This window comes from Tolypothrix bouteillei VB521301 (genome assembly GCF_000760695.4).
Taxonomy (GTDB): domain Bacteria; phylum Cyanobacteriota; class Cyanobacteriia; order Cyanobacteriales; family Nostocaceae; genus Scytonema; species Scytonema bouteillei_A.
The window spans coordinates 3,705,835-3,725,133 of the sequence record NZ_JHEG04000001.1 but is presented as its reverse complement, the minus strand read 5'-3'; the positions used below and the strand labels follow the sequence as shown (position 1 = coordinate 3,725,133).

General features: G+C 42.2%; 19 protein-coding genes and 1 tRNA gene. 8 read left to right on the top strand and 12 right to left on the bottom strand.

Annotation, left to right across the window (positions count from 1 at the left end):
• Positions 1-57: 57 nt before the first annotated feature.
• Positions 58-1,290, bottom strand: a complete 1,233-nt coding sequence (locus HC643_RS14710; RefSeq protein WP_038074742.1) for an MFS transporter — start codon at positions 1,288-1,290, stop codon at positions 58-60.
• 604 nt (positions 1,291-1,894) lie between these two features.
• On the opposite strand from HC643_RS14710, the gene HC643_RS14705 reads away from it, so the two are divergent.
• Complete coding sequence (locus tag HC643_RS14705; RefSeq protein ID WP_082051704.1) at positions 1,895-2,500, top strand: pentapeptide repeat-containing protein; 606 nt, start codon at positions 1,895-1,897, stop codon at positions 2,498-2,500.
• A 340-nt stretch (positions 2,501-2,840) separates the two neighbouring features.
• Here the strand turns inward: HC643_RS14705 and HC643_RS14700 are convergent, their stop codons facing one another.
• From HC643_RS14700 to HC643_RS14690, 3 genes are all read right to left on the bottom strand, one after another.
• Positions 2,841-4,055 (bottom strand): MFS transporter, encoded by a 1,215-nt coding sequence (locus HC643_RS14700; protein ID WP_038074745.1) that lies wholly within the window; start codon positions 4,053-4,055, stop codon positions 2,841-2,843.
• Positions 4,056-4,245: 190 nt separating this feature from the next.
• The gene (locus HC643_RS14695; RefSeq protein WP_038074747.1) at positions 4,246-5,256 is read right to left on the bottom strand and encodes a glycosyltransferase family 2 protein; all 1,011 of its coding nucleotides are present in this window, start codon (positions 5,254-5,256) and stop codon (positions 4,246-4,248) included.
• 15 nt (positions 5,257-5,271) lie between these two features.
• Entirely contained in the window at positions 5,272-5,994 is a 723-nt protein-coding gene (locus HC643_RS14690) for a C40 family peptidase (RefSeq protein ID WP_038074749.1), read from the bottom strand.
• Between the two features lie 12 nt (positions 5,995-6,006).
• Here HC643_RS14690 and HC643_RS14685 point away from each other — a divergent pair, with 12 nt between their 5' ends.
• The gene (locus tag HC643_RS14685) at positions 6,007-6,954 is read left to right on the top strand and encodes a serine hydrolase (protein ID WP_038074752.1); all 948 of its coding nucleotides are present in this window, start codon (positions 6,007-6,009) and stop codon (positions 6,952-6,954) included.
• A gap of 84 nt (positions 6,955-7,038) precedes the next feature.
• Here the strand turns inward: HC643_RS14685 and HC643_RS14680 are convergent, their stop codons facing one another.
• The 4 genes from HC643_RS14680 to HC643_RS14665 all read right to left on the bottom strand — a co-directional run bounded on the left by HC643_RS14680 (position 7,039) and on the right by HC643_RS14665 (position 10,955).
• A complete protein-coding gene (locus HC643_RS14680) occupies positions 7,039-7,992 on the bottom strand; it encodes an MDR/zinc-dependent alcohol dehydrogenase-like family protein (RefSeq protein ID WP_038074754.1) in 954 nt (317 codons plus the stop codon).
• A 198-nt stretch (positions 7,993-8,190) separates the two neighbouring features.
• A complete protein-coding gene (locus HC643_RS14675; protein WP_038074757.1) occupies positions 8,191-8,820 on the bottom strand; it encodes an HD domain-containing protein in 630 nt (209 codons plus the stop codon).
• Between the two features lie 151 nt (positions 8,821-8,971).
• The gene (locus HC643_RS14670; RefSeq protein WP_038074760.1) at positions 8,972-9,892 is read right to left on the bottom strand and encodes an alpha/beta fold hydrolase; all 921 of its coding nucleotides are present in this window, start codon (positions 9,890-9,892) and stop codon (positions 8,972-8,974) included.
• A 70-nt stretch (positions 9,893-9,962) separates the two neighbouring features.
• Positions 9,963-10,955 (bottom strand): GlxA family transcriptional regulator, encoded by a 993-nt coding sequence (locus tag HC643_RS14665; RefSeq protein ID WP_038074762.1) that lies wholly within the window; start codon positions 10,953-10,955, stop codon positions 9,963-9,965.
• 107 nt (positions 10,956-11,062) lie between these two features.
• Between HC643_RS14665 and HC643_RS14660 the strand changes: the two genes are divergently transcribed.
• Together HC643_RS14660 and HC643_RS14655 are read left to right on the top strand one after the other, a co-directional pair.
• Positions 11,063-11,344, top strand: a complete 282-nt coding sequence (locus HC643_RS14660; protein ID WP_038074765.1) for a hypothetical protein — start codon at positions 11,063-11,065, stop codon at positions 11,342-11,344.
• Positions 11,341-12,879, top strand: a complete 1,539-nt coding sequence (locus tag HC643_RS14655) for a hypothetical protein (RefSeq protein ID WP_063779497.1) — start codon at positions 11,341-11,343, stop codon at positions 12,877-12,879. Before HC643_RS14660 ends, HC643_RS14655 begins: the two co-directional genes overlap by 4 nt.
• 256 nt (positions 12,880-13,135) lie before the next feature.
• On the opposite strand, the gene HC643_RS14650 is transcribed toward HC643_RS14655, so the two are convergent.
• Positions 13,136-13,208 (bottom strand) — tRNA-Ala (locus tag HC643_RS14650).
• Between the two features lie 140 nt (positions 13,209-13,348).
• Here HC643_RS14650 and HC643_RS14645 point away from each other — a divergent pair.
• Positions 13,349-13,888, top strand: coding sequence for a hypothetical protein (locus tag HC643_RS14645; RefSeq protein ID WP_038074767.1), 540 nt, complete (start codon positions 13,349-13,351; stop codon positions 13,886-13,888).
• Positions 13,889-14,016: 128 nt separating this feature from the next.
• Here HC643_RS14645 and HC643_RS14640 read toward each other — a convergent pair whose 3' ends face one another.
• From HC643_RS14640 to hisF, 3 genes are all read right to left on the bottom strand, one after another.
• On the bottom strand, positions 14,017-14,484 hold the full coding sequence (locus HC643_RS14640) for a DUF4262 domain-containing protein (RefSeq protein WP_050045796.1): 468 nt from the start codon (positions 14,482-14,484) through the stop codon (positions 14,017-14,019).
• A 97-nt stretch (positions 14,485-14,581) separates the two neighbouring features.
• The gene (locus tag HC643_RS14635) at positions 14,582-14,779 is read right to left on the bottom strand and encodes a hypothetical protein (RefSeq protein WP_038074768.1); all 198 of its coding nucleotides are present in this window, start codon (positions 14,777-14,779) and stop codon (positions 14,582-14,584) included.
• A gap of 102 nt (positions 14,780-14,881) precedes the next feature.
• Positions 14,882-15,649: an imidazole glycerol phosphate synthase subunit HisF gene (gene hisF / locus HC643_RS14630; protein WP_038074770.1), complete on the bottom strand. Its 768-nt coding sequence runs from the start codon at positions 15,647-15,649 to the stop codon at positions 14,882-14,884.
• A gap of 195 nt (positions 15,650-15,844) precedes the next feature.
• On the opposite strand from hisF, the gene ruvB reads away from it, so the two are divergent.
• The 3 genes from ruvB (at position 15,845) to HC643_RS14615 (ending at position 19,277) form a co-directional block, all read left to right on the top strand.
• Positions 15,845-16,954: a Holliday junction branch migration DNA helicase RuvB gene (ruvB, locus tag HC643_RS14625; RefSeq protein ID WP_038074776.1), complete on the top strand. Its 1,110-nt coding sequence runs from the start codon at positions 15,845-15,847 to the stop codon at positions 16,952-16,954.
• 120 nt (positions 16,955-17,074) lie between these two features.
• Entirely contained in the window at positions 17,075-17,881 is an 807-nt protein-coding gene (locus HC643_RS14620; RefSeq protein ID WP_038074778.1) for a tetratricopeptide repeat protein, read from the top strand.
• A 124-nt stretch (positions 17,882-18,005) separates the two neighbouring features.
• Positions 18,006-19,277, top strand: a complete 1,272-nt coding sequence (locus tag HC643_RS14615) for a glycosyltransferase (RefSeq protein ID WP_038074780.1) — start codon at positions 18,006-18,008, stop codon at positions 19,275-19,277.
• Positions 19,278-19,299: the final 22 nt, after the last annotated feature.

Genomic DNA, 19,299 nt, shown 5'->3' with positions numbered 1-19,299 from the left:
GACGCGCCATGGCGCGTCTTTGTTATTAAGGCTCTTGTTTGCCATGATAGAGCGTCTTTAAATTTTTTTGATGGCGTAGTTATCCGATTCACGACCTAGGGCAAACCGCAAGGAACTTGCCAAGTTTTTACTGGACAGGGTTAGGAAGAAGGCAATTCCCAAGAAAGTTAAAAAGGCAGAAACAAGAAACATTTTTCGATAACCGAAATGATGGGTAAACAACCCGAACAGCAAACCCGCGATCGCAATCCCTACATCCAATCCCAACAAACACAAGGCAAAAATCTTACCTCGTTCTTGAGGTTTGGCTCGGTCTGCCATCATAGCTGTAATTGCAGGAATTAAGGTTCCAGAAGCAGCCCCTTCTACAACTGCTGCCAACAAGACAATTGGCGGACTGTATGCCAGCCATAAAATTAACATTGACACAGTATAGAAAACTAAGCTGATAGTAATAAACAAGCCACGTCCCAAGCGATCGCTGGCTTTGCCTGTAAATAACCGTATGCCAAAGCCCGAGATAGCTGCAGCACTGAAAAACAAACCAGGATTTAGCTCAATTTTGGCTTCTTTAATAAACAACGGGATAAAAATGTGTATGGAACTCCCAGCCAAACCGATGAGTAACATGATGACAGCAGGAGTTCTTACTCTTGGGCTCCATAAAATTTTCCAAAATTGATTGTCCCGATCGTCCGTTCTTTTGAGTTTTGGAAGAGGTGGATTAGCGATGGGGAGAACACCCAGTACAGCAACCAGTGCCAATTCTGCAGTTATAAGAAATAAAACCTTGTTACTAGCCCCAGACTGCAAATAACCACCCAAAGCCGGTCCGATAGCAAAGCCAATGGGATTGACCAAACTCATGTAACCTATAATTTCACCCCTTTTTTCTGGAGGAGCAATATCCGCAACCAAAGCATTAAAGCCAGTAGCAAAAGCTGCGATACTGATGCCATGAAAAGCACGGACTAACATTAATAAAGGAATAGACTTGATTGTTAAATAGCCCAGAGGCGCGATCGCAGCTACAAGAGTACCGATCAGTAAAACTATTTTACGACCCCGCCTATCTGCCAAACGACCCAACCAAGGGCGAAACAATAACAATCCAATAGCAAAACTGCCCATTACAATTCCAATTTCCTGCCTGTTTGTACCCAGTTGCCTGAGATAAATCGGCAATGTTGGTAGTAATGAAGCTATGCTAGACCAGAATAATAAACCTGCTGCAAACAGAACCAGCAGGTTGTATCGCAATTGAGTATCAGACGTGCGAAGTACTGTCACGGCAAACGCTAGTTAATTTAAACTGTGTTTCAGTCAATACCAGCAACTAAGAGTGATATTGCTGCCAAATTATTCTACACTGTCTTTTCTGCTACGTAGATATTTGATTGTGTATGGGGATTTTTCAGAAATTCTAATTGTAGTGAAGTCAGCGCAAATAATTATCATTAATTTGCAGTTGCGCTACAGTTAATGCTCTCGTAATTAAATAGCTAAAATAGCGCAACTGCAAGAAAATGACAAAAATTTTACTTTTCTTTACATTAATTTTTTCTAACCAATCAACTTAACTTGTGTCTGTTGATTCTTAAAGGATAAGAAATGTAAGTATTTGTTACTTATGATATAAAATTCAGTCGCAAAATCCTTAAAAATTAATAGGAATTGATGGAACTGGAACTTGTAGACCACTGTCATCAAATTCAATATCTACCACTCTTAATACTTGGAGGGATACACTCGATCTCCCTCACCTCCCTTTTTCACGGGATCTTCTTAGCTTAGTACATAAATAATTAAGCAGTCTTGGCAGAATTTCACGTAATAACGATTGTCACTGCTGTATTTAAGTAGAACGAGAATTTCAGTTAAATCGAGATATAGAATGATGTCTAAATCTGAATTTGAACATGAATTTCAAAACCACAACCAAGTCTTTGTAGAGAAAGAAGTAAAAAAGGTTTCCTTAAAAAAGAGAAATACTGATTTAAATCTTGTTTCAGAATCTACAGTCGGGCGTTTAAGTGAGGTTGAAACAAGTATTCCTAACTACAGCGGTGCCAATCTCAGTGGAACTGACTTAAGTGAGGCTAACTTGATGGGAGTATACCTTAACGGTACCGATCTAAGCCATGCCGATCTTCGAGGTGCAAACCTACAAAATGCCGATCTTCGGGGTGCAAACCTCAGCTATGCCAATCTCAAAGGTGCTAAACTTTTAGGTGCTTTGCTCAACTATACAGACCTCAGCTATGCAAATCTCAGTCATACTGATTTGAGGAATGCCAATCTTAGTTGTGCTGACTTAATCCACACTAACCTTAATAAAGCTAACTTAACCAATGCCTGCCTTTTCAGTGCTAACTTCCGTGATGCTAACTTAAATGAGGCTAATTTAACTCATGCTGACTTAAGTTGTAGCAATTTGAGAAAGGCTCGTATTCGTGATACAAATTTAAGAAATGCCAATTTAAACTATGGTAAATTGTAACAACTCTTATTGCATACTGCTTGTAAAACCCAGCCACTCGGAAACCTCAGTCTGCAAAAGTTGCTCTGGGTAAGTTAGCAGTATATTTCTCATTACATTTATCCTTAATACCTTTTTGGTTATTAGTCATTGCTTGCCCAAGTTTGTATAACAATGGGCAATTTTTTATACCAGGTGGGCTTGTCAGTCCGTATTCTAAGATAGAAATTTTGGAAAAATTTGTATTGGAAGTCCTCGCTCCAAATTGAAAACCAATTGGACAAAAGAAAGAAACGAATTGTTAAGTACAATGACGTCAAAAAAGACTTTCTCAATCCAAAATCAGAAATTCAAAATGGTATTAAACTTTTTTCAAAGCATAAATATCTGTACCGCGTCCTAGAGCGAAGCGAAGGGAATTGGGTAAATCTTTGCTAGATTTAGTTAGGAACAGAAGAAGTGCCAGAAAAGTTAAAAAAGCATCAAAACCAAACATACTTCGGTAACCAATGCGTTCGGCGATCGCACCAAAAACCGGACCTGCTGTGACTAGTCCAACATCCCATCCCACAATACACAGGGCAAAAACTCGTCCTCTTTCTTGTGGTAGCGAACGGTCTGCCATGAGAGTTGCAAGTATAGCAAATAACATACCTCCACCTGCTCCTTCAAAACTTGCAGCTACCAAAAAAGCTTGAGCGCTGTGTGCTTCCCATAAAATGAACATTGCCACACAGTAACACAGGAGGCTGATGGTAATAAATAAACCACGACCAAAGCGATCGCTAGCTTTGCTAGTTAACAACCTGACGCTAAAACTAGCAAACGCTGCTGCTGTATAGAACAATCCGGTGTTAAGGTCTACTTTGCTTGATTTGATAAATAACGGTACAAAAGTGTTCAGTGTCCCGACAGCCAAACCAACTAACAACAGAATTTCCGCAGGGACTCTCACTCTTGGGCTGAGTAACACTTGCCAAAATTTACTGTTTTTAATCTCTTCGAGCTGTTGTTCCATCGGTGGGTTAGCAATTTGCATAACGCATAAGAACGATCCTAAAGCCAATCCCCCTGCTAGTAAAAATATATAGGTATTGCCGCCAAACACTTGTACATAAGCTCCTAAAGCCGGTCCTAAAGCAACACCAATAGGGCTGACTAAACTCATATAACCCATGATTTCACCGCGCTTTTGAGGCGGTGCAATGTCCGCAATTAATGCATTAAAACCAGGAGCAAAAGCTGCAACACTTAAACCGTGAAAAACACGCAGTACCATCAATAAAGGGAAGGATTTGATGAATAAATAGCCAAGAGGTGCGATTGCACCTACAAACGTACCGATAAGCAGCACAATTTTACGACCTCGTTCATCTGCAAGCTTTCCGAACCAAGAACGGAACAGCAGTAATCCTATAGCAAAACTGCCCATAACAAACCCAATTTCTTGGTTAGTCGCTCCACATTGTTCTAGATAAAGTGGTACGGTTGGCAGTAAGGAACCCGACCCGGACCAGAATAATAAACCTGCCGCAAATGAAAACAGCAGGTTGCGCCGCATTTGGGCGTCAGTCATGTATAAGTTTTTCAAGGTAGATGCGCGTTTATACTAATTAATAAAATCATCCTCACACCAAGAAACGTGGTTCTTGGCTTATAGTTAAAGCCATCTAAGGCAGGCAGTTGTATATTTTTTACCTGTTTTAGATGGCTTCTGTTGTAACTTAATTTTTTTTTGAGGTCGTGGGTGAAATTACGTATTTAAATTATTTTATACTTTTTGCAACCACCTCACGTACACGATAAATAGGGCGTCCTTGAGATTCATGGTAAGTACGCATAAGCAACTCTGCCAAAAGACCGAAACAAAACAACTGTACTCCCGTAACGAGCAATAGCACTGCCAGAATTAAGAGAGGACGATTTCCAATATCGACATGAAGGGCAATTTTGATAACAGTCAAGTAAATTCCGATCGCCCCACCTAAAATCATTGAAATCAGCCCTAACAGACCAAAAACGTGCATTGGGCGGGTTAGGAACTTTTTCATAAAATAGATGGTTAACAAGTCCATCAACACTCGGAAAGTCCGCGACAAACCGTACTTGCTGCGACCAAAGCGACGAGCGTGGTGGCGAACTGGTAATTCTGTGATTCTTGCACCTTCAATGTAAGCCAAAGCTGGAAGAAATCTGTGCAATTCTCCATAAAGGTTCATATCCGCCACAAGTTCTGCACGGTAAGCTTTGAGCGAACAACCATAATCGTGAACGTTGACACTTGTGACCCGTCGAATGATCCAGTTAGCAATTTTGGAAGGAAGCAATCGTTTCAGGGCTGCATCTTGCCGATTTTTCCGCCAGCCACTCACCAAGTCGTAGCCTTCGTCTAACTTTGCCAGCAACATGGGTATATCTGCAGGATCGTTCTGCAAATCAGCATCTAAAGTGACAATCGCTTTTCCCAGTGCGTAATTAAACCCTGCTGACATTGCGGCTGTTTGACCGTAATTGCGCCGTAAAATAACTGCTTTGAGATCGGTACGGATTTGCGCTTGTTCTTTAAGATATTGCGCCGAGCCATCAGATGAACCATCATCTACGCAGATAATTTCATAACTTAATTCAGTGGCATTTAAAGTAGATGCGATCGCCTCCAGCAAATAGGGTAAGCTTTCTACTTCATCATGCACTGGCACCACAACCGAAACATCTGGAACAATTGACGCCGTTGCTTCATTGTAACCAGCCAACCCATTAACCAGTCCACTCCTCATAATTTTCCCGTATTTCTAGCGTTTCTGTGGTTCGTAACTCTTTACCACTCTTCCAGCACCGCGCAGTTGCTGGTAATATGACCGACTAACCTCATCACCTTGTTCCGAGAGACGGTCAATCGCAATTCCATTGCGCCCTTGATTTTTTCCAGAGCTATGGATATAGTTCTCATCCCCTAAATAGAGTCCCACATGAGTTGCTTTTTGGGAAGTTCCGAAGAAGATTAAATCACCAGGTTGTAATTCTCTAAGGGAAACGGGTTGGGTGAAAGCTTCCTGTTGATAAGCATCTCTAGGTATGCGAATTCCTACAGAAGCAAATGCTGCTTGCATCAATCCCGAACAATCATAATTTGGTCCTACAGTACCTCCCCAAAGATAATAGTTCGGCTGTTCCATAGCTTTGTAAGTAAAGGTAATGACATCTGGTAAAAGATCTTCAATCTCGGCTTCAGAAAACGGTGAGTTTCTGTAGGGTTCAGTGCATGGTTGTAACAATTCTACATCCGAAAGTAACAGCCATCCTGGATAATCATCCTCGCAAAGACTCACTTGTACAGACTTTGGGTGCTCTATAGGGGCGTTTTGACTGTCGGAGATTAAGTATAAATGCCGTCCTACCGCAGCTTGGGTTGCTAAGCGATCGCAATTCGGAGAATCATATATGTTTAGATTGGCTAAACACTGATACTCGCTGAGTGCTAAATTTTGGATTTTGGATTCTATATTAGAGGACATTCTTAAACAACAATGAGTTTTTTCAATAAAGACGAACAACTGGAAAACCTGGGAAATGGGATTTTAGAAGCAACTTGGTCAGCATTTCCGAGTTTAGCTCGCAACCAAATTGCTTTGACTTGGATTGTTTACGATCCTCCCGTACTGGTTAACACGGGTGGTGCTTTAACTCCAGACGCTTTTTGGAGTCATCCAGTTCGCGGTTTTACCTATCGGGGTGTTGAGCGTATTTACCCTGCAAGTGTGGTAAAAGTGTTCTACCTAGTCGCAATTAATGAATGGTTGGAAAAAAGCATGACTTCCACCTCTAAGGAGTTGGAAAGAGCCATGCGCGATATGATTGTTGATTCTAGCAATGATGCTACCAGTTTAGTTGTAGATATATTAAGTGGAACAACATCGGGACCGGAATTACCCATGGGACCGTTTGACACTTGGAAGCAGCAGCGCAATATTGTCAATCGGTATTTCCAATCTTTTGGTTGGTCGGATATGGAAACAATCAATGTTTGCCAAAAAACTTGGTGTGATGGTCCTTACGGACGGGAACGAGCATTTGTAGGTGAGTTACTGGAAAACCGAAATATGCTGACAACAAATGCCACTGCTAGGTTGTTACACAGTATTGTAGGGGGAGTGGCAGTATCCAGTACGCGATCGCAAGCTATGATGGCTTTGATGAAACGCAGCCTCAATCTTAAGGACTTACCAAAAGATGCAGAAGAAGACCAAGTGGCGGGATTTTTAGGCAGTGGTCTTCCTCAAAACGCGCAAATTTGGTCAAAAGCTGGTTGGACGAGTCAGGTTCGTCATGATGCTGCGTATATTGAGATACCAGAGCAGAGTCCCTACCTGTTAGTTGTATTTACTGAGGGAAAAGCTAACGCAAAAAGTCGGGAAATTTTACCCTTTATATCCCAACAAATTGTGCAAGCGATTCAGAGTAACTCGAAGGATTAGTGGTTAGTGGTTAGTAGTTAGTGGTTAGTGGTAAAGAGGTAGTTCACAGCCTCTCTACAAAAACTAACAATTCACAACTAACAACTAACCAATTTCCAATAAAACTTTTAAGACACCTTTACCTTGGGCGCGTTCAAAAGCAGCGAGCCCTTCAGTCAGGGGATAACGTGCATGAATGAGCGGTTTTACATCTACTCTTTCTTGTGCTAAAAGTTCAAGTGCAGGCTCGAAGGAACCGCAACGGGAGCCGATTAAAGTGATTTCATCCACAACTAAAGAGGAAGCATCAAAGCTGAGGTTACCTGCGTAGGTACTTTTGAGTACCAGAGTTCCTCTCGCACGCAAGGCGCGGAGGGCGATGGCAAATCCTTCAGAGTTACCAGTACATTCTACTGAAATGTCAAAAGTTTTGTTTTTAACAGCATCAACTAAAGCAGTTTTAATACCCCGATTCTCTAAATTAGCAAGTTTGTCTCGATGACGCCCCACGACTAAAAGCTCACATCCAGTCAAAGCTATTGTCTGTGCTACTAATTGCCCCAGTTTACCATCACCCACAACGAGTACTCGATCGTCAGGGCATATCCGCACTTGCTGCTGAATTTCCAGTGCTGCTGCTAAAGGTTCAGTAAAAGTTGCAACTTCTGTAGGAATACTGTCAGGTATGGGATGCAGGTTTTCTATGGGTAAAGTAAGATAATCGGCAAAGGCTCCATTGCGGTTGACAATACCAAGAACAGTACGATTTTCGCAATGAGTGGATTGTCCGCTCCGACAGAACCTACATTGTCTGCAAACAGCGTTGATTTCTCCAACGACACGTTGATTCATCAGGTATTCTGGTCCTTGTTCAACAACACCAACAAATTCGTGCCCTATAATACCGTTGTAGGGATAGTAACCTCTCTTGAGTTCTAGGTCCGTGTTACAGATACCAGCACACAAAACACGTACTAGCGCTTCTCCCTGTGGCGGTTCGGGAATAGGGATGTTGGTACGGAGTTGAAGTTGGTTGTTTTCGAGCCAAAGTCCTTTCATGGTTAATAGGGGTATAGCGGTGTGTCGGTCTGGGTGGAGAATATAGATTGGATTCAGTCAATCAACCAAAGTAAATATAACACTCAAGAAACCCAATGTTGTACGCATTACCGGGTTTCTGATGCAACACATTTTTACATTTATTTATGTCTTCCTATTTAGGGAAAAAATAAACTCAACGTACACGCAGAATTTACATCACTCAGCAAATGGGCTGTTGTTAAGCATATCTCTCCAATTGGGTGAGATAAATCCATGAATGCAACCACGCCCAACTTCTGCCAGCCAAGTGAATGCGACTGTTTGAGGTTTTCGTTTGACTTGTGAGACTAATAACTCAGTCATTGCCTGATTGAAGCTAAGCCGAGGATAAGCGTCAAGGGCTTGCTCTACAGTTTCCGAAAGAATTTCGGAAATTCGCATTCCCAGCACATCTGCGCTCGCCCCCAAATGCACCAGCGCAATTTCTGGCTGTTTTCGTGAGGCAATGCCTAAAGAAGTATGGAGAGCGATCGCATCCCATACAACTTCTGCTTTCTCGTTTGGCAATCCATTTGCCAGAACAAAGGCTCTTGCAGCATCCGCACCGTCAACTTCAAATCTTTGTTCGCCATCAAATCGTTCTGTCAATCCTAAATCGTGCATTACGGCACCAAGATACAGTAACTCGCGGTCATACTTGAGTCCATCCCGTTTTCCTAACAAGTCACCAAACAAAAATGTCCGAATACAATGATTGCACAAAAAGGTGGGTGAGATTTCTGCAACTAATTGCGTTGCTTTTTTACAAATTTCGCTGTCTGGAATTGTACGATCTATAGATAACATATATTTACTCAGTAGGTGAAAAACACAGAATTCTGTAAAAACGGTAAAACTCTTACAAAGAATAGAAGACAAATAGCGAACGACAAGCCTAATTCGTGCGATCGCACAGTTCAAAATGGTATTATATTTTGCAGAGAAACAATTCGAGCGACTAAGTGAGTTGAATGAATTGCTCGATGAGCGCAATTAACGTATCAGGTCGATCTTCCTGACAAAAATGTCCCGCATTCTCTAATTCAATGACTGAAGCATTAGGAAATCCAGCACGAAAGATACGGATAAAATGCTCGGGGGGAAGGGCAAAGTCCTTCATACCTTCAGCCATCATTGCTGGTTTTTGTCGAAGTGCAGCGATCGCATCTGCTGCTTCTAGTGGAAACTGAGTCTCCCGATTGGTAATAACGTCAAGTGGAAAGTTAATAATCCCCCGACAATCTTCTTTAGTTTGAAAGTGGGCTGAATAAGCGTTAATCCAAGTGCGATCCACAACTGACATATTCTCAAATCCTTGCAATTGTTTCATCAAGTGGAGGATGGTAACTTCTGCATTGCCGAGCACTTGTTCCAATGTTCCATTTTTGTTGGCTTTGACCGCCCACTGAAACCATTTGCTTTGAGCAGTTGCTTTGGGTAGAAGTTCTGCTTCAATGGGAAGCCCAAGAGGAACAACGGTGTTCATCAGAAACAAACGCTTGACGCGATCGAGATGGCGCAAAGCAAAGCCCCCACCAATGGGTCCGCCCCAGTCATGCAAAACAAGGGTGATTTCCCGTAGGTCAAGCTCAAGCAGCAAAGCTTCTAAATTTTCTACGTGCGTTGCTAGCGTATACTCTTTATTTGCAGGTGTCTCGCTCTTACCAAAACCCATGTGGTCGGGAACGATAACGCGATAGCGTTTTGAGAGAGGAGGAATGAAACGTCGGTACAAGTAGCCCCAGGTTGGTTCACCGTGAAGACACACGATTGGCTCCCCTTCACCTTCGTCCACATAATGCATCCGAAAGCCTGCTGCAGTTGAAAAGTGAGGTTTGAACGAAAATGTGCCCTCGAATGTTTCGTTGGCTGGAATCATATATTTTTTCTATCGTCTCAGTTAAAAGCTCTGAAAAGATTGATTGCAACAACGTATTTAAACAACATATTTAAACAGCAGGCGTTTTCGTCTGTTTTTTACGTGTGGCTGAAGGAGAAACTCCAAAATACCGTTGCCATAAACGGCGAAAATGACGGGTATCATCGAAACCACAGTGGGTTGCAATCGCCTCGATCGATAAGTCTGAGTTCTGCAACAGCGTGGTAGCGACTTCCAAACGCAAGCGTTGCTGATACTGCACGGGTGTTAATCCCGTCGCCTCCTTAAAAGCACGGCTGAAGCTCCGCACGCTCATGCAAGCGATTTGGGCAAGTTCAGTTAAGGAAACAGATTTTATTGCGTTTTCTGCCAACCAATTCTGAACGCTATGTACGCCTGGATGCAAATGATTGCGGTACTCTAAATAAACACTCCGTTGAGGTTGAGTGCCGTTACGCCGTAGATAGATAACCAGGTAGCGAGCCACCTCAGCCACAAAACGGGGTCCTTGCTGTTGCTCGATAAGTGACAGCGCCATGTCAATTCCAGAAGCAATACCTGCACTGGTAATTATGCCGCGATCGCTGACATACAAAACACTTTCCACAACATGAGCCATTGGATAACGTTGCTGAAGATCGTTTACAACAAACCAGTGAGTGGTGCAACGCCGACCGTCCAGCAAACCAGCCTCTCCCAAGACTGTTGCCCCAGTGCAAATAGAGGCAATGCGCGTGCCGTTTGTATGAGCATTCATCAGCCAGCAACAAGTCTCAGCGTCTAGCAGGGGTTGGTTGAGCCGATCCAATGCCACTCCAGCGACCATTACCACATCACGGGCAGACACAGGTGGCAGTGGCTCTAGCTGACCTAAAAACAACCCCTGTGAGGATCGCACTCCAGAAGTGTTAGCACAAAAGTGTAGGGAGTAAGGCGCACCCAATGACTCAGCTATACTGTATACCTGTGCCGGTCCAGCCAGATCCAACAGTTCGACACCATCCAGTACTAGGAAGATGACACGCTGTTTGACCGTGGCGGAGGTGGAATGCTCGGAGGTCATTACTTAAGTCTCAACTCGTTCATGCCATGATGATAAATCGCCGAACGCTTTTTCTCTAGGGCTATGGCGGTCAATCAGCGGACGAATCCAGCCAAACTCAAACTCATTTGGAAAATTGGGAGTCTTTAGACGATGCAGAAATTGAGGAAATATTAGAAAATTGGTTGCGAACTGAGTCTTACAGTCAACTTTTAGCAGCTTACAAGCAAAACCTGAAATCCATCAGTGCTGTATCTCCTATTGATGTTAGTGTAAACACAGGCATAGGTAATAGTAAGTCCCAGACTTCAACGAATCGACCTAGCTCACCATCAAAGGAATTATCAGACAACGCAATTAAAAATAACTCTCCTTTATCTAATAAGCAAAAATCTCAGTCAACACTGTGAAGAATTTCAGTCTCACTCTCTACGCTTTTCATCTCCGCCACACCCTCACCGACCTTCCCGGTGAAGTTATGACAGATGCTAATCTCCTATGGGAAAATCTGGTGAAATTGGGTGAAAGCTCACTTACCTTTATTGGTTTGAAAGATTTGCGATCGCAATTAGTTTCCTATGAAAATACTGTCTATAACCCCAAGCAAGAAGAAAGCAGACAAAGTGAATGGTTAAGTCTTTCCGGGCAATATTTAGATTTGGGGAGTCTCCCCACAACAGAAGGTTTTACAATTAATGCTAATCTTCAGCCTTTCTTGCTGAATGATACTTATGCAGTAGATTTCACTTTAGTTCCAGAATCGTCAACCATTTCGATAGATATTCCCCAATTACAACATTTTCAACCAAGTTGTTTGCTACCTGCTAGCATCCAAGCATCTTTAGGTCAAACACTATGGATTTATGGAGAAGTACATCCCAGTGAAGATTGCGATACACTCGCTAAACAATTTGCCATAGCTTTAGTAGCAGGTACAAACTTAAATCCCGTGTTCACAAAACAGGGTAAACTGTTTGGTAGTTTTTTATTTGAATACCAAGCAATTGACCCCAATGAATCAGAGAATTTTGCCAAAGAATGCCATATTTTAATAGTCATCAATAAGAATCAATCACCAACGGTAACACTTGCAGAAAGAGCTTATGACTGGCTGTTAAGATTATTTTTGAGCTACCATAAAATACTTTACATTTATCACTTGGCTCGCAAACGCTATCGAGAAGCTAGAGAAATCTACAGCAATTTAGAAGACAAAATTAAAAAATTTAACAGCTTGATATCTACACCTCAAATGCAATTATCTGACTTAAAAAGCTTATTGGCAGAAATGCCTCAAGCTAGCTTTGATTACACCAGATGCTTGCAAGATTTACAAATCCAACATACAGCAATGACTACCAATATTACTAATTACAGAATTTGCTTGGATAAAATTCAAACTATTGGTAACGGTAACAGTCCCCAATGCTGGCAAGATTTTTTGAACAAAGAATGTCAGAAATGGCTTGAACAAATACAAACTGACATTCACTATCTTGCTCCAGGAAAAGAATTATTTGGGCAATTTGTTGATACTATCCGAGGGATTGTAGAAACACAACAAGCCGAAAGCGATCGCACAACTCAAGAAATTCTCGCTCAAAAAGAGGAAGCAGACAAAAGACGCAATGAGAACTTGCAAACAGCGATCGCAATCTTGGGTTTTGGTTTGGGTGCAGCACAAATAGCTGTCAGTACAGCACCTTACATAATTCCTCAACTACAACCACCAAAACCAATACAGCTACCTTTTACTACATTTCTACCACATCCTTTTGTTTTGTCGGTAGTGTTAAGCCTGATTTTTGGTGTTGCGGGAGCAATTGTAGGCTGGGGTTTGAGTTATTTGTTGCAAGCGATTGCTGCACGCAGAAGTCGTCACCGATCGCACATCTCAAACGGAAGTCAGCAAACTTTGTCGAAGGGGAAAAAACAAAATAAATAAGGAGTAAGATTGCCTAAAATCTCAACTGAGGTTGAGCGGATTGGTAAAGCTGAGACTTACTATACCCCAGACAGCGATACGGAATTGTTTAACTGACTTGACGATGGGCGGGATGCAAAACTTTGCAGTTATGTTACATCTGCTACAAGTTCTAGGTTATTAAAAGCCTGTTAATTGTACAGAATGCAATGTGTAAAATGATGAGGGAAGCTGTTAGAAATCCCTTCCACTGTTACCTATGCGGAAATTGAACAAGTGGAGCTAAGCGGATTCGAACCGCTGACCCCTTCAATGCCATTGAAGTGCTCTACCAACTGAGCTATAACCCCATCAAAGCCTTTCTCATTATATCTAATAATTTCACGATCTGTCAAGCAAATGATGCTTGGTATAGGGCGCTTACAGTAAATAGTAAGTTTGTATTATAAAAATCAACAAATTTTTATATTGCAACAATCAGAGAGCAAAAATGACAGATTACACGCCCCAAGAGGCAGAACAAATAAGAACGGAACACATTAATAAAACAATTATACCTCTTGTAAATTTCGCTTTTGAAAACTATCCTTCTATAGATTCAGTGTTGATGCTGCTAGCACAATTCTGGTGCGACGAAGCAATAGATGCCGTTCACCGCTATCTTGTTTATTTTTCCGCAGACACCCCAGATTTAGAAACTTTGCTAGAAAATTTGGAATCTACAGAGCCTTTAGATCCAAAGTTGGAAAAATTTCTGGACGAGAGCGATGACTTTACATTCCGTATCCTTGATGAGTACGAGAAAAAATATGGCAAATATCTCTTTTTAAATTGGGTTGAGAATGGAGTTGCGATCGCGGGTTTTGCAGCATATTGTGAGGAGTGCGATAGCGATACTAGCTGGAAATCATGGGCACCTTACGCAATTTTTCAACGTAAAGAAAATAACGAAGTAGAGATTAAAATAGTAGGCGAAATGCGCCGTCCCTGGCTCAATGGAGTCAAAGGCGGTATTTTCGACGATTGGTAGAGAAAATGTGCCATTTTTTCAAGATATTGCGGTTGAACAATCGATATCTCTTAGGCGAATCAATTAAAGTTTGCAATCTCTCCAATTAAAAATCCATATTCATTGTATTTTTTCTAAAAGTCTTAAAGCTATTCTTGCCATGCTAATGGTTGACAGAGTTTGGTTTTCATTTGGCAATCTTTTTCCCAAGGGAATTTACCTTGAGGGTCAGTCCAGATAAATTGAAGAACTGGAAAATTCACATGACCGTAGAAACGTACAGCTATACCCAGATACTCCTCTATGGTATCGCTGTCATTATTTGATATGGGTTTGAAGATGATGGGATACTTTTGTACTAAATTCGTATAGGTAACATTGGGCTGAATGACCTCCCCTCCTTTTACCCGAGCGCCCACATCGTTGAGTAAGGTAAAAGCAATATCAACAGAGAGTCCAAACAAAATAATTTCTGGATGTTTGTAGTTGTGATACAAACCTATAGTGTAGGCAAAGCCGGGACTTCCTTTGTCAGCAGCTATACCCATGACTTTCCAGCCCGGTTCCCCTTCAACATTTTTAAGAATGTCGTTTAATAAAGCAACATAGTCTGTCATAAATTTATCTCTAAATCGATTTTATTTACTATCTTGCTCTAGGTCGGGCTAACAGCTAATTGATAAAAGCTAGCATTTAGCTGTCTTCCATTAACGACTATCCGTATGATGCTTGCAATAAGTAACTCATGCAGTGTCCCATAAGAAAGTAAACAACTAACATGGCGGCAGCTGCAAGAGCGACCAGAGTCCCAGCCAGCATTAAAGAAAATTCTTTATTCGCATATGCTTTTTCCATTAAGTGTAGCGACCAGGCAACCAGTGCTACATCAAATACTAAAATAGGTATCAACATATCTATGACTATATTAATTCTTGTTAACTTATATTAACATCGTTTCCAAGAACTGTGTTGAACTACTCTAGCTGTGGATACAAAAGGGTTTGCTGCTTGGGTTTACATTCTAACGGGAATTTTGCGCTCGCTTAAATAAGACTTTATCTCAGCTACGCTTAATTGTCCGTAATGTAAAAGCGATGCCAGTAAAGCAGCTTCTGCTTTACCTTCTGTTACAGCAGTATAGATATGCTCGCAGTTGCCTGCGCCACCAGATGCAACCACTGGAATTTGTACGGCTTCAGCAATAGCACGTGTCAATTTTATATCATATCCTGCCTGAGTACCATCAGCATCCATACTGGTAACTAACAGTTCTCCTGCTCCACGCTTTTCAGCTTCTTTTGCCCAAAATAAGGCATCTATGCCAGTATTTTCTCGTCCCCCTCGCACGTACACATCCCAACCTGGGTTCTTGGGGTCTTGTCGTTTTCTGGCATCAATTGCAACAACTATGCACTGATTGCCAAAGCGATCGCTAGCCCGATTGATAAAATCTGGATCTCGTACCGCCGACGAATTAATACTAACCTTGTCTGCACCAGCTCGTAAAAGATTTTTAACATTTTCTAAGGATTGAATACCACCACCGACAGTCAAAGGAATGAAAACTTGTTCTGCAGTGCGGTAAACAACGTCAATAATGGTATCCCGGTCTTCATGAGTGGCTGTAATATCAAGAAACACTAACTCATCTGCACCGGCATCGTTGTAAACCTTAGCCATCTCTACCGGATCGCCAGCGTCCTTTAAATTAACAAAGTTCACTCCTTTTACAACACGTCCCGCCTTCACATCCAGGCAAGGTAAGATTCTCTTAGACAGCATCAGTACTTTTGCACTCCTGTTGTGATTATCCGGAACTTAAATTTTACGGCGAGACTATTACAAAATGAAAATTTTCTTAGAGCGCTAAGGTGGAAGTTATGGGTGGAAAATAGAAAAGGGAGAAGACGACCGCAGTCGGTATTTTCCCGCCCATTCCCCTTGTCCCCTTCTTTATAAACGTTGATAGCTCGAACTATGGCGATTATCTCCTCCAAAAAACAGCCTCAAGACCCAAATGAGAACCCAAAGAAGCGTCATGAGTCAGGCGCATCACCCCCTAAAGCCCCTAAAGATAATTTATTGCAACCCGAAGCTGCTATTGACGAAGGTAAGCAAGAAGAAAGCATACGACCACAACGCTTTGCAGACTATATTGGGCAAAAGGATTTAAAAGAGGTATTGGAAATCGCCATAAAGGCTGCTAAGTCAAGAGGTGAAGTGCTGGATCACCTCCTACTATACGGTCCTCCGGGTTTGGGCAAAACAACAATGGCGATGATTTTAGCGTCGGAAATGGGGGTAAATTGCAAAATTACGAGTGCTCCTGCTTTAGAGCGTCCCAGAGATATTGTTGGGTTGTTGGTGAATTTAAAACCAGGGGACGTTCTGTTTATCGATGAAATTCATCGACTGTCAAGAATGACAGAAGAAATTTTATACCCGGCTATGGAAGATTATCGATTGGATATTACAGTCGGTAAAGGTTCTAGCGCCCGGACACGGAGTATACCACTATCAAAATTTACCTTAGTTGGAGCCACAACTCGCGCAGGCGCACTGACTTCACCACTGCGCGATCGCTTTGGCTTAATTCAAAAATTGCGGTTTTACGAAGTCGATGAACTGAGCAAAATTGTAATGCGAAGCGCCCAATTGCTCCAAACCGCGATCGCTGAAGATGGAGCAGCAGAAATTGCCCGCCGTGCTCGCGGAACACCGCGTATCGCCAACAGGTTACTGAAGCGAGTGCGAGATTACGCACAAGTCAAATCTTCCGGAGTCGTTAACGAACTCGTAGCAGCGGAAGCATTGGAACTGTTTCAGGTCGATCCATGTGGGCTCGATTGGACAGACCGCCGAATGCTAACCGTTATCATAGAACAATTCAATGGGGGTCCGGTAGGATTGGAAACAATTGCTGCAGCAACGGGAGAAGATACGCAAACTATTGAGGAAGTGTACGAACCTTACCTCATGCAAATCAGTTATTTGCAACGGACTCCCCGTGGAAGAATGGCGACAGCATCAGCATACAAACATTTGGGTTACAAGCCTCCCAATCAACAGTTATCTCTTTTGCCGTAATTTGGTGAAAGGCGTTAGATAATTATTTTTGGAGTCTCACGCAAAGCCGTAAAGGATTTTTGAGCACCTTTGCAGCTTTGCGTGAGGTGTTTATTTGAAAACGCCAAGAGTTAAACACCAATGCTAAGACTTATTGGGATTTTGCTAAGTGTATTGCTAATATTTGGTTGGATTGAACCTTCCTTAGCTGCAACTCAACCATTGAATCTCACTCCAGAACAGTTACAACAGCAAGATGAGTTAGCAAACTTTGCTTTTGCTGCCACAGAGAAGGGTGATTTTGCCGCAGCCGAATCCTACTGGACAAAGATTATAGAGCAATTTCCCGGTAATGCAGCTGCTTGGAGTAATCGGGGAAATTCTAGAGTCAGCCAGAATAAATTGCAAGAGGCGCTGGCTGACTATAATAAGGCTGTGGAACTTGCACCAAATGTGACTGACCCCTACTTAAATCGCGGTACTGCATTGGAAGGGTTGGGAAAATGGAATGATGCGATCGCAGATTACAACCACGTTCTGGAACTTGACCCCAAAGATGCAATGGCATATAACAATCGGGGAAACGCGCTATCGGGTTTGGGAAAATGGGAAGAGGCGATCGCAGACTATAAAAAATGTACGGAAATTGCCCCCAATTTTGCCTTTGCTCGTGCCAACTATGCCCTAGCTTTGTATGAAACTGGCAAAGTAGACCAAGCAATTCGCGAAATGCGAAATATTACTCGTAAATATCCCAAGTTTGCTGATGTGCGTGCTGCGCTGACAGCTGCGTACTGGGTTAGCGGACAAAAAGGAGAAGCTGAAAGCAACTGGGTAAGTGCATACGGGCTAGATCCTCGTTATAAAGATATTAATTGGGTAGCCCATATCCGTCGTTGGCCTCCCAGTTTAGTTGCAGCGTTGGAAAAGTTTTTGACACTTAAGTGAGAAGTGGGGTAGTCAGTGCATAAGCAGATGTCACTGACACCTATAAAGATACGAGCTGCTATTGCGTAGCTATACCCGGTACGGTTTCATATCTTTAAAGTCACCTTAAGTAACATCATTTATCATGACTCATTTTGGATTAATCTGTCCTGCATCAACAGGTCACCTCAATACCATGCTTCCCCTGGGGAAAGAACTGCAAAATCGCGGTCATCGCGTCACTTTAATTGGGGTACTCGATGCTAAATGTAAAACGGTAGCAGCAGGATTGGAATTCCAAGCAATTGGTGAATCTGAGTTTCCTAGTGGGGCGATGGCTCAAGGTTTGACAGAATTGGGTAAACTTAATGGATTGGCAGCAACGAAATACACCGTTAACCTGCTGAAGCAGGCAGCAATTGTTATTCTACGAGATCTTCCAAAAGTCATCAAAGAGATAGGTGTAGAAGCATTATTAGTAGACCAAGTTTCACCAGGAGGAGCAGTGGTTGCAGAGTCTCTGGGTATGCCCTTCATAACTGTGTGCAGTGCGATAGTTCTTAATTATGAACCTGGCGTTCCCCCTCATTTTACAAACTGGCGTTACAATCCTGCGTGGTGGGCGCTTCTACGCAATCACGTAGGTTACAAATTACTAAAAAGCGTGAGTAAGCCTATTGGAGAGGTCATAGCTGAATATCGACAAAATCACAATTTGCCAATACCCTCTCGCTCTAATGATGCTTTTTCTCCACTCGCTCAGATTAGTCAACAACCAGCAGAATTTGAATTTCCAAGGCAGAATTTGCCCGAGTGGTTTCATTTTACAGGACCTTACCATGATGCTGTAGGACGACAATCTATTGATTTCCCTTTTGAAAAAATAAATGAAAAACCATTAGTTTATGCTTCTTTAGGAAGCATACTAGGTCACAACCAGCAAATTTTTCAATATATTGCTCAAGCATGTAAAGGATTGAATATTCAGTTAGTAATTTCTTTGGGAGGTGCATTGGAACCAGAAGCCCTACCTAACTTACCTGAATCTCCTTTGGTTGTTAAATATGCGCCGCAATTAGAGTTGTTAAAAAAAAGCTCTCTGACTATTACCCATGCTGGTCTAAATACAACTCTAGAATCTCTAAGTAATGGTGTACCGATAGTAGCAATTCCAATTGCTAATGATGGACCAGGGGTAGCAGCACGTATTGCTTGGACCAGAACAGGTGAAGTTGTGCCGCTACAAAAATTAAGTGTACCTAGATTGCGAAGTGCGATCGAGCGAGTTTTGACACAAGACTCTTACAAGCAAAATGCTTTGAGATTACAAGAAGCGATTCGTAAAGCGGGAGGAGTGACTCGCGCTGCTGATATTATAGAAAAGGCTGTATTCACAAGAAAACCAGTACTGGCGTAAGCTCATTTTCTTTTAAAAGTTA

Coding starts and splice junctions, on each gene's coding strand:
- HC643_RS14705 (WP_082051704.1), top strand. CDS start 1,895: ATGATGTCTAAATCTGAATTTGAACATGAATTTCAAAACCACAACCAA.
- HC643_RS14700 (WP_038074745.1), bottom strand. CDS start 4,055: ATGACTGACGCCCAAATGCGGCGCAACCTGCTGTTTTCATTTGCGGCA.
- HC643_RS14695 (WP_038074747.1), bottom strand. CDS start 5,256: ATGAGGAGTGGACTGGTTAATGGGTTGGCTGGTTACAATGAAGCAACG.
- HC643_RS14690 (WP_038074749.1), bottom strand. CDS start 5,994: ATGTCCTCTAATATAGAATCCAAAATCCAAAATTTAGCACTCAGCGAG.
- HC643_RS14685 (WP_038074752.1), top strand. CDS start 6,007: ATGAGTTTTTTCAATAAAGACGAACAACTGGAAAACCTGGGAAATGGG.
- HC643_RS14680 (WP_038074754.1), bottom strand. CDS start 7,992: ATGAAAGGACTTTGGCTCGAAAACAACCAACTTCAACTCCGTACCAAC.
- HC643_RS14675 (WP_038074757.1), bottom strand. CDS start 8,820: ATGTTATCTATAGATCGTACAATTCCAGACAGCGAAATTTGTAAAAAA.
- HC643_RS14670 (WP_038074760.1), bottom strand. CDS start 9,892: ATGATTCCAGCCAACGAAACATTCGAGGGCACATTTTCGTTCAAACCT.
- HC643_RS14665 (WP_038074762.1), bottom strand. CDS start 10,955: ATGACCTCCGAGCATTCCACCTCCGCCACGGTCAAACAGCGTGTCATC.
- HC643_RS14645 (WP_038074767.1), top strand. CDS start 13,349: ATGACAGATTACACGCCCCAAGAGGCAGAACAAATAAGAACGGAACAC.
- HC643_RS14640 (WP_050045796.1), bottom strand. CDS start 14,484: ATGACAGACTATGTTGCTTTATTAAACGACATTCTTAAAAATGTTGAA.
- HC643_RS14635 (WP_038074768.1), bottom strand. CDS start 14,779: ATGTTGATACCTATTTTAGTATTTGATGTAGCACTGGTTGCCTGGTCG.
- hisF (WP_038074770.1), bottom strand. CDS start 15,649: ATGCTGTCTAAGAGAATCTTACCTTGCCTGGATGTGAAGGCGGGACGT.
- ruvB (WP_038074776.1), top strand. CDS start 15,845: ATGGCGATTATCTCCTCCAAAAAACAGCCTCAAGACCCAAATGAGAAC.
- HC643_RS14620 (WP_038074778.1), top strand. CDS start 17,075: ATGCTAAGACTTATTGGGATTTTGCTAAGTGTATTGCTAATATTTGGT.
- HC643_RS14615 (WP_038074780.1), top strand. CDS start 18,006: ATGACTCATTTTGGATTAATCTGTCCTGCATCAACAGGTCACCTCAAT.